Here is a 13,788-nt window from a genome sequence, read left to right on the forward strand (position 1 = left end):
CGGAACCCATGTAGGTACCTAAGACACCCTTGGCTCTAACCGTCATTGCCACTCACGACCCCACGTAAGGTGCCCAAAAAGGACACCGTCGTCGCGGAAATGTCGTCGAGAAGATGTCAGGCCGCTGTGCGGTTATGCAACTTTGCCAGAACCCTGCCCTCAGGGTGGTGAAGGGGTCCTTCGCTGGCGGCGGGTGATGCGCGGCGAGGCGTGGTCATCGCCCGGTCGCGGATATCGGCGGGCCGGATACAGCCAACCTCCGACCCGACCGCGCCCCTGTTGGCGAGTAACCACCTTCGACGACGTGATGACGGACGTTTTGGACGCGCGGCTGACAGATTCGCGAAGGGCGAATCGATCGCGTGTGACAAAGACATCGAATGGTCTCACGGGCTTTGTGATTTTGCTTGCCTGGCGTGCCCGGCGGGTGTGTTAATTCCCTGTGGCATAACCGTAAACGTGCACATGCGCCCGCTGAAGATGAACCCCGCGGAAGCGGGTGTCATTCGTTTTCGGCGTTTTCGGCGAGCGTGGTCTATGTGTTGGAGAGGGACCTGTGAAACACAGAAGACGTAGTCGAAGACTGGCCACTGGGGGCATCGCCGTCGTCAGTACGGCGGCCTTGGTGGCGCTGGGTCTCACGATAGGCTCGGGCACCAGTGCGGCGGCTCCGGGTGAGCTCACCCAGAATTACTCGTGCCCATTTCCGTTGATCGGTGATCAGAACGTTTCGGTCACCATCAAGACCACCCAGCCTTCGACGATCGAGGCCGGGAAATTGACGCCCGCCATCGAGATCACCGCCGTGTCCAACGCGGGCAAAACGGCGACCGAGGGCCTTCGTCTCGTCGGCGCCGAAACCATCAAGGGCACCGCGAAGGCGACCTCGACCGTCACGATGCCCGGCAGCCAGGGCACGATGACGGTGAAGGTCGACTCCGACGTGCCGAACCAGCCCATTCCGCCGGTGGGCAACGACCTCGTCGTCAACGCCACGGGCAGTGCTCCCGCGCTGCGGTTCGACCAGCCGGGCACCGCGTCGCTCGCCGTGACCGGCCTCCAGCTGGTGATGACCCCGCTCAAGGCCGACGGAACCCCGACGGGCCTCGGTACCTTCACCTCGGACTGCGTCCTTGCGCCGGGGCAGGAGACCGTCCTCCAGACCTACACGGTGACCGGTTCGCCGGTCGCCCCGGAAGCCGTTGTCGGCACGGGTAATCACCCGCCGCTGCGGCAGATCTACAGCTGCCCGTTCCCGTTGATCGGCAACCAGGACGTCACGGTCGACGTCAACGCGACGCTGCCCGACACGATCCCGGTGGGCCAGTTCACCCCGAAGATCGACATCACGGCCGTGTCCAACGCGGGCAAAACGGCGACCGAGGGTCTTCGTCTCGTCGGCGCCGAAACCCTCAAGGGCTCCGCGCTGGCCACCTCGCTGGTCTCCAGTCCGCAGGGACATCTCGCGGTCGGCGTGCCGACGGCCATCCCGCAGCAGCCGATTCCGCCGAAGGGCAACGACCTGATCGTCAACGCGAGCGGTTCCGCGCCGGCGTTGCGGTTCGACCAGCCGGGAACGGCGACGCTTTCGGTGCACGATCTCGTGCTGACCATGACGCCGTTGACGGCTTCCGGTGCGGAGACCGGCCTCGGCACGTTCGTCGCGGACTGCACTCCGGCGAACGGTCAGGCCAACGTCCTGCACACCTTCACCGTCACTCCCGCCGCCGACTCGACCGCTCCTTCGGCGCCCGGTGCCGTGACGGTCGGTGAAGTGACTCAGAACAGCGTCGCGTTGTCCTGGGGCGCCGCCACCGACAACATCGGCGTGGCCGGCTACGACGTCTACGCGGGCTCCGATCTCGTCAAGTCCGTGACCGGCACGTCGGCCACGGTCGACGGCCTGACCCCGGACACGGAGTACGCGTTCACCGTCAAGGCCAAGGACGCGGCGGGCAACGTCTCGCCCGCCACCGCGCCCGCTACCGCCAAGACCGCGAAGGCTCCTGACACGCAGGCGCCCACGACACCCGCGAACGTGCACTCGACCGGAACGACCCAAACCAGCGTGACGCTGGCCTGGGACGCTTCGAGCGACAACGTCGGTGTCACCGGCTACGACGTTCTGAAGGGCGCCGAGGTCGTCAAGTCGGTCACGGAACCTCAGGCCACGATCGACGGTTTGACGGCCGATACCGAGTACGCCTTCACCGTCGTCGCGAAGGACGCCGCCGGTAACGCGTCGGCCGCCAGTGCCGCGGTCACGGCGAAGACGCAGGCCGCGCCCGACACGCAGGCGCCCGGTGTGCCGGGCAACCTGCACGCGACCGGTACCTCGGCCTCCAGCGTCGGCCTGGCGTGGGACGCGTCGAGCGACAACGTCGGCGTTGTCGGTTACGACGTCTACAGCGGCACCACATTGGTGAAGTCGGTGACGGAGGCCAACGCCACGGTCGACGGTCTCACCGCCGACACCGAGTACGGCTTCACTGTCGTCGCGAAGGACGCGGCAGGGAACAAGTCGGAGCCCAGTGCGCCGGTGACCGCTCGGACGGCCACGGTCCCGGACACCGAAGCACCTGGTGTCCCGGCAGGTCTCGCCGCGGCCGACGTCACCCAGTCCAGCGTCGCGCTGTCCTGGAACGCGTCGAGCGACAACGTGGGCGTTGTCGGTTACGACGTCTACAGCGGCACCACGTTGGTGAAGACGGTGGCCGGGACTTCCGCGACCGTGGACGGTCTGGCGCCGGGCACGGAGTATTCCTTCACCGTGGTCGCGAAGGACGCCGCGGGCAACGCGTCGGCTCCTAGCGCCGCGGTCACGGCGAAGACGCAGGCCGCGCCCGACACGCAGGCTCCTGTCGCGCCGGGCAACCCCCGTTCCACCGGCACCACGCAGACCAGCGTGAGTCTCGAATGGAACGCGGCGACGGACAACGTGGGCGTCACCGGTTACGACGTCTACAACGGCGGCACCTTGGTGAAATCCGTGACCGGGACTTCCGTGACGGTGGACGGTCTCACCGCGAACACGGAGTACTCGTTCACCGTGGTCGCGAAGGACGCGGCGGGCAACATGTCGACCCCCAGCGCCGCCATCACCGTCCGGACGCAGGCCGCGCCCGACACGGAGGTGCCCGGTGCGCCGGCCAACCCGCGTTCCACTGGGACCACGCAGACCAGCGTGAGCCTCGCGTGGGATGCCGCGACCGACAATGTCGGCGTCACCGGTTACGACGTGTACAACGGCAGCACCTTGGTGAAGACCGTGACGGGGACTTCCGCGACCGTGGACGGTCTCGCCTCCGACACGGAGTACTCGTTCACTGTCGTCGCCAAGGACGCCGCGGGGAACAAGTCGGCCGCGTCCTCGCCGGTCACGGCGAAAACCCAGCCGAACACGTCTCCGGTCGTCAAGTACAGCTACGACCTGACCGGCAAAACGCAGCTGAAGAAGCTCGCCGGCCCGATCGACCTGCGTGGCGGTATCAACGCCGCGATCACGCTGGCGAACGGGACCTTCGACGCGGACCTCACGCTGAACCCGACGAGCGCGAACCTCACGCTCTGGGGCTTCGTCCCGGTCAACGCGAAGATCGAGTTCGCGTCGGCGGGCAAGACCACCGGCACGCTGGCGGCCGGGGTGCTCAAGTCGACCTCGGCGGTGACCGTCAAACTGCCGCGGATCAGCATCTTCGGCTTCCCGGTCTCGGCGAGCCCGGCCTGCCAGACGAAGACGCCGGCCCAGATCCCGCTCCAGTCGAAGGCCGGTTTCGACCCGCTGGCCGGTGGCAAGCTCACCGGTTCCTACACCCTGCCGCCGTTGCAGGGCTGCGGGTTCCTCAACGACATCGTCAGCCGTGTCGCCTCCGGTCCTGGCAACACGGTGGAGGTGAACCTCAAGCCGCGCCCGGTCGGCTGATCCTCGGAAACCCGATCCGGCCCCGTCGCACCTCGCGGCGGGGCCGGATCCATGACCGGACCACCCTCGCGATTGGTCCGGGTTACTCCGATCGGCCCTGCCGGTGAAGACGGACAGCGAATAAGTTGCCGCTAACAACAAATCCTGCCGTCGATGAAGCCTGTGGGAAGGATCGACATGAAATCTCCGAAGCGGCGTCGCGCGACAATCGCGCTGGTGACCGCGGCAGCTCTCGTGGCACCCGTGCCGGCGAGCGCCGCGCCGCTGGCGGACGCTCCCGGCGCGCCGGGCACCGGGGCGGCCTGGACGACCGGGGGCAAAGAAGGTTTCGGGACCGCCACCGACGCCGCGTCGAAGGTGTGGTTCACCCTCGGCCAGGGCATCAGCCACGAGATCTATTACCCGACCGTGGACGTCGCCAACGTCCAGGATCTGCAGTACGTGGTGTCCGACGGCGCCGGTTTCACCCAGCTCGAACGCGATCACACCACCAAACAGCTGGTGCTCACCGATCCACGTTCGCTGAGCTACCGGCAGATCAACACCGCCACCAACGGCCGTTACCGGATCACCAAGACCCACACCGCCGACCCGGCCCGGTCCACCGTGCTGATCCAGACCCGGTTCGAGGTGCTCAGCGGAGGCCCGCTGCAGTTGTACGCGCTGTACAACCCGTCCCTGAACAACAGCGGCATGGGGGACACCGGCGCCACTTCCGGCGGGCAGCTGGTCGCTTCGGACGGGCCGGTGTCCAGCGCCTTGGCCGCTTCCACCGGTTTCGTCAAGGCGACCAGCGGCTACAGCGGGTCGGCGAGCGACGGCTATGTCGACCTGAGCGGTGATCACGTCCTCGGCACGCAGTACGACTCGGCCTCCACGCCGGGGAACCTGGTGCAACTGGGGCAGATTCCCGTGGGCACCGACACCACCTTCACCCTCGCGGTCGGTTTCGGAGGCGATCGCGGCGCCGCGTCGGCGAACGCGTCCGCCTCTCTCACGGGTGGTTTCGCGGCGGCGGAAACCGCGTACCGGTCCGGCTGGAACGGCTATCTGGCTTCGCTGGCCGCGGTGCCCCGTTCGATCACCGGAGCCGGCTTGACCACGCAGTACAACGTCGCGCTCATGACCCTCAAGGCCCACGAGGACAAGACGTATCCGGGAGCGAACGTCGCGTCGCTCACCAATCCGTGGGGTGAGGCGAAGGACGCGAACACCACCGGGGACTGCGGATACCACGCCGTCTGGTCCCGCGATCTCTACCAGGTTTCGACCGCGCAGATCGCGGCGGGCGATTCGGCGGCGGCCAACCGTTCGGTCGACTATCTGTTCACCGTGCAGCAACGGCCGGACGGCTCGTTCCCGCAGAACACCCGGCTCGACGGCACCAACTGCTGGACCAGTCTGCAGATGGACGAGGTCGCCTTCCCGATCGTGCTCGCGTGGCAACTGGGCCGGTTCGACGCGGGGATGTGGGCGAAGGTGAAGAAGTCCGCGGACTTCCTCGTCGCACGCGGCCCGTCCACCCCGCAGGAACGCTGGGAGGAGAACGGCGGCTACTCGCCCTCCACCATCGCCGCGGAGATCGCCGGGCTGATCTGCGCCGCCGACATCGCCCAACGGAACGGGGACACCGCCGGCGCCGCTCGGTACCGCGAAACCGCCGACCGGTGGCAGTCGCAGGTCAGCGCCTGGACGTTCACCAAGTCCGGGCCGCTCGGTGACGGCCGGTACTTCCACCGCATCGACGGCAACGGGAATCCCGACGACGGCCAGAACATCTTCCTGCAGAACGGGGGCGGCAACCACGACGAGCGCTCCATCATCGACGCCGGCTTCCTGGACCTCGTGCGCCTTGGCGTGAAACCGGCGGCGGATCCGGACGTCGCCGCCTCGCTGCCCGAGGTGGACTCGACGCTCAAGGTGAACACCCCGAACGGTCCGATGTGGTACCGGTACAACCACGACGGGTACGGCGAAACCGCGTCCGGCGGGCCCTACACCGGTGCCGGTGTCGGACGGCTGTGGCCATTGCTCACCGGTGAACGCGGAGAGTACGAACTGGCCAACGGCCGCCAGGCGACAACGCATCTCGCCGCCATGGCCGCCGCGGCGAACCCCGGCTATCTGATCCCCGAACAGGTCTGGGACCGGCCGAGCACCGGTGGCTTCACCTTCGGCGAAGGCACCGGCGGGGCGACACCGCTGGCCTGGTCGATGGCGCAATTCGTCCGGCTGGCGCACTCGATCGACGCGGGTGCCCCGGTCGAGACACCGTCGGTGGTCAAGCAGCGGTACAGCGCCGCTTGCACCGGTGTGTCGGCGAAGTTCACGGTGAACGCCACCACTTCATGGGGCCAGAACATCTTCGTCGTCGGCGACCGCGCGGAACTCGGTGCGTGGAATCCGGCGAACGCCGTCCCGATGGCCTCGGCCGACTATCCTTTGTGGACGGCGAATGTCACGCTGCCGAAGGATGCCGCCTTCCAGTACAAGTACATCCGCAAGGAAGGCGGCAACATCGTCTGGGAATCAGGGGCGAATCGTGCCGGTACCGCTTCGGGTGGCTGCACGTTGGCGCTGAACGACACCTGGCGGCCCTGACCCTCTCGGTCACTCGGACGCTCAGCGTCTCCAAGGTGACATCGGAGACGCTGAGCGGTTCCCCTCTTTACCCTTCGGCAGGGTCGGGCTCGTTGGGTGGGAGCATCTTCACGCAGTCCGCGGGGGACTCGATCTCCTCGTCGGCGGCGTCGGCCACCTGCTCGAAGTTCTTCACGAAACTCCGGTAGATCCCGTCGTTGTCCAAGATCCGGATGACGTTCTCGTCGTTCTCGTGCAAGGACGGGTTGTTGAAGTTCTGGCTGCCGGTGAAGACCACCTTGGTGCCCGGCTTCAGGTAGTCGCCCTCGATCATCATGTTCTTCTCATGGATGCCGTGCTCGTTCCCGGCTTTGAAGCCGCGAAGCCGCACTCGATCCGGCTGCCCCTTCATCAGCGTTTCACAGGCGCCCGCGGTCATCCGCAAAGCGACGATGTCCACGGTGCAACCCAGGGCTGCCAGGAACCGCAGCCGTTCGATGATCTTCATCCGGGTGAGTGACCATACCCCGATGCGGATCTTGCTCTTCTCCGACAAGCAGCCGACCTCCTTCAAGGAGTTCTCGACGGTGTCGTTCCCCTCGTCCTTGAGCCTCGGGTAGAAGTAGCTCTTGGTGTTCCCGGTGACGACGGGCGGGTTGGCTTCGTAGTAGTCGGGGTTCGCCGTTGCCCCCTCCGCGACCTTGCGCAAGTCGGTGAAGTAGTCGTTGTACCTGGCGAACAGGCCGGCGTTCCCGACGTCGGTGTAATAGCTGTTCCAGCCACCCTTGCCGCCCGTCGTGTTCTCGCTGAAGTTGGCCGATCCGGTCGCGACCACGGCCGCCGCGCCCAGCGTTCGCTCGAACAGGAAGAACTTGTTGTGCATCGCGTTCCCGCCGTTGCACCCTCGGCCGTCCGCGCAGCTCTTCGCCCACGATTTCTCGTCGCCGGTCTTCTTCAGCCGGTTCTTCAGGTCCTGGTAGTTCGGATGACCCGTCGCCCGCCCGTTGACCAGGACCTGGACATGGACGCCACGTTCCGCCGCTTCCGCGAGCGCGTCCGTGATCGGCTCGTCCCGCAGAAGGAACTGCGCGGTCCTGATGGTCGAGTTCGCGGGTGCGCCATCGATCAGCCTTCGCAGGTGCTCGACGATTTGCCCGCCGCCCGGAGTGTTGAAGTCCGCTCTGGTCGTCAGTTGTGGCGGCGCCGACGCGGCGGCGGCCTGGCCGTCTGCCGCGCCCGTCATCAGCAGCGCGGCCGCCAGCGCGCCGATCCGTTTCCTGTGCGGTTTCATGTCGATTCCTCCCCTGTATTGCCTCCGGGTCCACGCTGCTCAGCGCGAAGTGTCCAGACAAGCGAAAACGCCAGGAACGAGACGGTGGGACGAAATCCGGCCTCTGACCTGCGGTGACGTCGGAGCCGGGAGATGCGATCACGTGAACCCACGGCGATGGGAGGCAGGCGGTGGGACACTGTTCTCCGTCCAGGGGCTCCCGGCAGGCGGCTGAATCGGGAGACCGGCACGTCACGCGGAGGGGGCTCAGCTGTATGGCGAGCGAGGCGGTTGCCGCGCTGACGGCACTTCTCAGCGAGCGGAAACAGCAAAGCGGGCTCAGCTACGAACTGCTCGGACGCAAGGTGCACCTGAGCCGGTCGACGGTGCACCGCTACTGCACCGGGCGAAGTGTTCCCACGACGTTCGCGCCGATCGAGGCGATCGCGACCGCGTGCGGGGCGGACCGGGAGGAACTCGCGAAGCTGTACCGACTGTGGGAGCGCGCCGACCTGGGCGACGCCGCCATCCCGGACACCGTCGTCCGGCACACCGACGCGCCGTCGGACACGCTGACGTCGCCCGGGCGCAGGCGGCCACTGGCGAACCTCGCGCTCGTCGCGGTCCTCGGGGTCGTCCTGCTCGCCGGGGGCGCCATGGCCACCCCGACCGATCGGCAGGCACCCGCCACGATCCAGGCGTCGATGTGGACGAACGCGCCACGCACCATCGATCCGGAATTCGTCGGGGTGACGGCGAATTCGAACACCGGGCGGATGCCGTCCTTCGAGGTCGGGTCCGTCCGGTTGTGGAACACGCGCACCCGGTGGCAGAACCTGGAGCCGACTCGCGGCCGGTACGACTGGAACACGCTCGAACGGCTCGTGACCGGCGCCCGCGGCGCAGGACTCCCGGTGACCCTGACCTTCGGCGGCACCCCGTCGTGGGCGAGCCCGAACAGCCCGAAATCGGTCTACACCGACGACTCTCGCTCCGGCCCGCCCGACGACCTCGCGGATTGGGAGCGTTTCGTGCGCACCGTCGTCGAGCAGTACCGCGGCCGGATCGACGCCTACGAGTTGTGGGACATGGCCAATCACCAAGACTTCTTCAGCGGTTCGACGGCGCAACTGGTGGAGATGACCCGCCGGGCGAGCCAGGTGATCAAATCCGTCGACCCGGCCGTGACCGTGGTGTGCCCGTCGATGGGCGAGCTCTGGGATCCCGTGGCGTTCGACAAATTGCGGCAGTTCGCCAAGCTCGGCGGTTACGACCATTGCGACGCCGGCGCGGTGAAGCTGGCTCCCCGCAACGACTCCGACCCGCCGGAGACGATGCTGCCACTGGCGAACGAGATCGAGAAGGCACTGCACGAGGCCGGTGCCGGCATCAGGCTCTGGAGCACCGGCTCGGCGTACGACGTGAACAGGCAGCGGCCCGTGGACGCCGATCGCGGCGCGCAGCACGCGGTCCGGTTCTTCCTGTCCGGGCTTTACGCGCAATACCGCCGCATGTACTTCTACAACTGGGGCAGCGCCAAGATCCCCATCGTGTTGCAGCCCGTCGGCGGCCCGCACACGAAGGCGGCCCGCCACGTGGAGCGCCTGCACCGGTGGCTGGCGGGCAGCCGGATCCATTCCTGCGGGCAAGGTCGCACGGCCGGGCTGCCCGATCACCTGTGGCAGTGCCGGTTCGATCAGGGCGGCCGGACGTTCCTGATCTGGTGGACCATCGACCGGTCCGCGCGGATCCCGGCGGCCCACGGCACCACCTCGGTCGAACAGCTCGACGGGACGAGCGCGCCGGTCACACCCGGTGCCGACGTCACCGTCACCGGGAGCCCGGTCCTGCTCAGGCTCGATTGAGAGCGGCGCGTCGGACACCGCGACGTAGATGTGGCCGGACGCGAATCACGGGAAATGTCCGCTTGCTCCACGTACTTACCTGCTCGAGTCAGCACGAAAACCGCCGGATCGCGAACACTCGACCGGCCTTGAGCTCCTGGCATCGACCCTCAAGGCAGGCAACGAGGCATTCACGGACCGACTAACGCCGCTGGATCCATACGCCACCTGCCTTCCGCCGCGAGTCGTTCGTCTGAACACGTGTGCCGTCCGTCCGATCACGCGATAACGCCACCCGCGCCGACTGGACGTCCGAGACATGACGACACCTACGTGAATACCGGACAAAACGGCGAATTCCGCACCGAGAGCGCCACTCCGTGTACTCCATTCCAGTGATGTGACATTTCGCGGCAACCTGTCAAACTTCAGCTACGTCGAAGGGGTACTTCCGGAGCAACAGGGGGACGGATGAGGCAGGGGTTCTCAGTCGAGCCGGCCGCGGTGCGCGCGCTCGGAGACCTGGTCCTGCGGGCGGGGGCGGGCGTCGACACCTATCGCCAGTGGTTCGACCGCCTGGTCGGCGCCGGAGCCGGATTCGACACCGAAAGCGGCGAGGGCTTTTTCGCCGCCGCCTGGCCGAAACTGGACGAGTGGCAGCGCACGGCGCTGAGCCAGACGCGGTTCGCGGCCGATCTCGCCGCGGGCGGCGGACACGAACTGCGCTGTGTGGCGCACTGGTACGGCGTGGTGGACGCGCGGGCGGCGGAATTGCTGGACCGGCTCAACCCGGAGCCCGACGCCGCGCGGGTCCCCGCGGACGAGGTGCGTGACCCGGCCGGTGCCGCGGCGTTCCGCGACGCCGTCCCGGTGGGTTACGGCGGGCCCGATCCGGCGGCCGTCGCCGACCCGGCCTGGTGGCCGGTGAAAGCCCAGGCGGAGCGCGAGAAACTGCTCGATCTCGGCGGATCCCTCGGCGACGTCGCCGAGGTGATCAAGATGCTCACCGGTTCCGACAAGGACTTCATCACCATGATCGCCGACCTGCTCGTCGGTGACTGGACCGTGCTGCAGCGGCAGGCGGTGCTCTACAACGACGCCGCGCTCGGTCTGGAGAACACCGCGGTCAACATCGACCAGGGCCGGTTCGGGATCCAGGGCGCGTGGGAGGGGGAGGGCGCCGACCGGGCCAAGAACTGGCTGGTCGACTACCGTTCCAGTCTGCTGCAGCTGGCTCGGTACTTCCGTGGCGCGAGCCTGGCGATCCAGGCGCTGGCGAAGCTCGCCTACCACCTGATGCAGGAGATCCGGCACGGCTACAGCTCGGCGATCGACATCGCGCTGCTGATCCTCACCAAGGGCAAGAAACTCGGCCTGGAAAAAGGGATGCGCGTCGTGGAGGTGATCAGCGAAGCGCTGTCCCAGCTCGGCCGTCGAGGCAAGCTCGTCGAAGTCGTGAAGGAAGGCGAGATGCTGGACATCATCCATCTCGTGCTGTCCTTCAACGAGATCGTCGGGATCATCCAGACGCTGATCAGCGCCGCGTACGGGCTGGCGCACATGTTCGCGGGGGAGAAGGCCCTCGACGAGGTGCTGGAAACCACCATCGCGATGGGCGATCCGCCGCAGTGGCCGGAGGGCTACGAGCACCGGGACGCCGAATGCCCGGCCAAGCGCAAGCGGGTGCTGCTGTGACGGGAGAACGCGCGATCCACGATCCGTTCGACTCCGCCGAGGGGGACCGGGCACGGCAGACGGTCATGCGGCTGCTGGCGGCGACCGGCGGCGCCGCCGGGGACTTCGCGGGCGAGGTCGTCGCCGGTCGACGGCAACCGTACGAATTGCTGGCGCACGGCCCGGTGCTGGACGAGTTCGTCCAGGAGGCGCGAGGCTGGTGGCAGGTCATCGACGCGCTGCCCGCCGAGGATCGCCGACGGCTGGCAGCGGAAGCCTGGACGTCCTTGGAACGGCAGGTCGGCGAACTGGCCACTATGGACGTCGACGCCGTCGTCGCCGAACTCGAGCAGCTTTCCGCGGTGGCACCGGATCCACCCGCGCCGAGCCGTCCGCCTCGCGACGACGAGGACGACGATTGGTCCGAGAGGTCTTATCTGGAGCCACTCTGACAAAGGACCGTGCCCTTTCGTGCAAGGAACACTGTCCCTTCGCACAGAGCTTTCTCGCGGGCGGGAGCCCGATGGCATCGTGGCCGCGTGAACTCCCCGGCCCCGACGGATGGCGAGCGTTTTCCGTTACGTGCCAACGTCGAAGGCCGGGTGACGATGGTCAAGCGGAAGCGGCGTGCCCGAATACGGGACGTCTCGAAGGGGTGACGGATGAACTTCCAGGTCGTACCGGCGGAAATCGGGAAACACGCGGCGAACGTCGACGGGATCGCCGAGCGGCTGGGCACCGTGCTGGCGGCGGCGAACACCGCGGCCATGTCCGACGAGGCCTACGGTCTGATCTGCGCGTTCGTCCCGCCGTTCATCAATCCGGCGGAGGAGAAGACGATCGACTCGATCAAGGCCGCGATCGACGGCGTCCGGGCGACCGCCGCCAACCTGCGCACCGCCGAACAGTCCTACACCGGGCAGGACGCCGCGGGCGTCGACATGTTCAAACAGTACGAGGCCGCGATCCCGGCGACTCCGATGGAGAAGGCCGCGCGATGACCAACCCCCTTGTCGCCACACCGAAGGATTCCACCACCGCGGTGTCCGGCGTTCCCCTGCTCGAATCCGCGACCGAACTCAAGGCTTCCATCGAAAGCGGTGACTGGGCGTCCGTCGCGGTCGGCGCGGTCGGCACCGCCATGGACGCGGTGTCCGCCGCCCTCGACCCGTTCGGCACCATCCTCGCCGCCGGGGTCGGCTGGCTGATGGAGCACGTCGGACCGTTGAAGGAAGCGCTCGACGCGCTCGCCGGAGACCCGGACGAGATCGCGGCGCACGCCGAGACCTGGCAGAACGTCGCCGAGGAACTCGGCACGCTCAGCGCCGACCTCGACGCGATGGTCGTCGCCGAAACCGCGAACTGGGCCGGTGACGCCGGTGACGCCTACCGCACCAGGGGAGCGGATGTCGCGGCCCTGATCGGTGCCTGTCAGCAGGCCGCCGGCGGCGCGTCCTCCGGCACCCGGATCGGCGGTGAGGTGGTCACCGCGGTCCGCACTCTGGTCCGCGACACCATCGCCGAACTGATCGGCAGGCTGATCAGCTGGGCGCTGCAGGTGCTGGCGACGCTCGGCCTCGGCATGACCTGGGTGCTGCCGCAGGTCACCGCCGCCATCGCGAAGACCGCTTCCAAGATCGCCACCGTCGTCACCAAGCTGGTCAAGGCGATGAGCGCGCTCGCGCCGCTGATGAAGAAGGCGAAGAACATCTTCGCCGAAGCGGAAAAGGCGCTCCGCAAGATCGACACCGGCAAGACCGGACCGGCCGGGAAACCCCGCGGTCCGAAACCGGGCGGCGAGTACAGCGGCACCCGCGGTGGAGGCGGTGGAGGCAAGGGGAAGAAGCCCCAGCCCCAGCCGCAACCCGATCTTTCGCCGAACCTCGGGAAGTTCGACGAGCTCACCCAGGCGCAGAAAGACGCCGCGCTCAAGATGAAACGGTGGATCCTCGACCACAAGGACAGCGGCCAGTTCGGTGCCTGGCACAACAGCGTGGACAACGACAAGCTCAACTCGCTCGGCTTGGGGAACAAGCCCACCCCCGGCCCCGGCTCGACCTGGGGCGGCAGGATCTACGGGAACCACGGTCAGGCAGGCGGCAAAGTCGGGAACGAAGGCAGGCTTCCGCACAACGGCAAGGTGAGCGGCAGCAACAAGCCCGCTGATCAACCGTTCGGTCCGGACGGTAAGCCCACGAAACCGTACGACGGCAACTACTACGAATTCGACGTTCACCCGACACCGAAGTACGAGAACAAGAAACCCATCAGGGACGCTGACGAGTACACGGACTTCAACGGGAAGCCGTTGCCGGACAACCAGAGGCCGAAGCCGGACCGCATCGTCAAGGACGACAACGACAAGTTCTATTACGCGCCGGGTCACTACGACAAGTTCTACGAGGTCCCTTGATTTCCGCCGAGTGAAGGGCCCCGGCGAATCTCGCATACCTTCTGGTCGAGTGGATCGTGACTGGCGATTCGGCTAGGGCAAAGGT

8 protein-coding genes are annotated in these 13,788 nt (G+C 67.2%); 7 read left to right on the top strand and 1 reads right to left on the bottom strand.

What is annotated here, in order from left to right; genetic code table 11:
* The first annotated feature begins 625 nt into the window (after positions 1-625).
* Positions 626-3,922 (top strand): DUF6801 domain-containing protein, encoded by a 3,297-nt coding sequence (locus DL990_RS32445; protein ID WP_125801042.1) that lies wholly within the window; start codon positions 626-628, stop codon positions 3,920-3,922.
* A gap of 177 nt (positions 3,923-4,099) precedes the next feature.
* Positions 4,100-6,523 carry a glucan 1,4-alpha-glucosidase gene (locus DL990_RS32450; protein WP_125800960.1) on the top strand — a complete coding sequence of 808 codons (2,424 nt, stop codon included), beginning with the start codon at positions 4,100-4,102 and terminating at the stop codon, positions 6,521-6,523.
* Positions 6,524-6,590: 67 nt separating this feature from the next.
* Here DL990_RS32450 and DL990_RS32455 read toward each other — a convergent pair whose 3' ends face one another.
* A complete protein-coding gene (locus DL990_RS32455; protein WP_125800961.1) occupies positions 6,591-7,793 on the bottom strand; it encodes a phosphatidylserine/phosphatidylglycerophosphate/cardiolipin synthase family protein in 1,203 nt (400 codons plus the stop codon).
* Positions 7,794-8,047: 254 nt separating this feature from the next.
* Here DL990_RS32455 and DL990_RS32460 point away from each other — a divergent pair, with 254 nt between their 5' ends.
* The 5 genes from DL990_RS32460 (at position 8,048) to DL990_RS42495 (ending at position 13,703) form a co-directional block, all read left to right on the top strand.
* Entirely contained in the window at positions 8,048-9,637 is a 1,590-nt protein-coding gene (locus tag DL990_RS32460; RefSeq protein ID WP_125800962.1) for a helix-turn-helix domain-containing protein, read from the top strand.
* A gap of 450 nt (positions 9,638-10,087) precedes the next feature.
* On the top strand, positions 10,088-11,311 hold the full coding sequence (locus tag DL990_RS32465) for a hypothetical protein (RefSeq protein WP_125800963.1): 1,224 nt from the start codon (positions 10,088-10,090) through the stop codon (positions 11,309-11,311).
* Positions 11,308-11,742, top strand: coding sequence for a hypothetical protein (locus DL990_RS32470; RefSeq protein WP_233598999.1), 435 nt, complete (start codon positions 11,308-11,310; stop codon positions 11,740-11,742). The genes DL990_RS32465 and DL990_RS32470 overlap by 4 nt, the downstream gene beginning before the upstream one ends.
* 210 nt (positions 11,743-11,952) lie before the next feature.
* Positions 11,953-12,291 carry a type VII secretion target gene (locus DL990_RS32475; protein ID WP_125800964.1) on the top strand — a complete coding sequence of 113 codons (339 nt, stop codon included), beginning with the start codon at positions 11,953-11,955 and terminating at the stop codon, positions 12,289-12,291.
* Positions 12,288-13,703 carry a hypothetical protein gene (locus DL990_RS42495; RefSeq protein WP_158632672.1) on the top strand — a complete coding sequence of 472 codons (1,416 nt, stop codon included), beginning with the start codon at positions 12,288-12,290 and terminating at the stop codon, positions 13,701-13,703. The genes DL990_RS32475 and DL990_RS42495 overlap by 4 nt, the downstream gene beginning before the upstream one ends.
* Positions 13,704-13,788: the final 85 nt, after the last annotated feature.

Source organism: Amycolatopsis sp. WAC 01416, from assembly GCF_003947485.1.
In the GTDB taxonomy this organism is placed as follows: domain Bacteria; phylum Actinomycetota; class Actinomycetes; order Mycobacteriales; family Pseudonocardiaceae; genus Amycolatopsis.

Coding starts and splice junctions, on each gene's coding strand:
- DL990_RS32450 (WP_125800960.1), top strand. CDS start 4,100: ATGAAATCTCCGAAGCGGCGTCGCGCGACAATCGCGCTGGTGACCGCG.
- DL990_RS32455 (WP_125800961.1), bottom strand. CDS start 7,793: ATGAAACCGCACAGGAAACGGATCGGCGCGCTGGCGGCCGCGCTGCTG.
- DL990_RS32460 (WP_125800962.1), top strand. CDS start 8,048: ATGGCGAGCGAGGCGGTTGCCGCGCTGACGGCACTTCTCAGCGAGCGG.
- DL990_RS32465 (WP_125800963.1), top strand. CDS start 10,088: ATGAGGCAGGGGTTCTCAGTCGAGCCGGCCGCGGTGCGCGCGCTCGGA.
- DL990_RS32475 (WP_125800964.1), top strand. CDS start 11,953: ATGAACTTCCAGGTCGTACCGGCGGAAATCGGGAAACACGCGGCGAAC.
- DL990_RS42495 (WP_158632672.1), top strand. CDS start 12,288: ATGACCAACCCCCTTGTCGCCACACCGAAGGATTCCACCACCGCGGTG.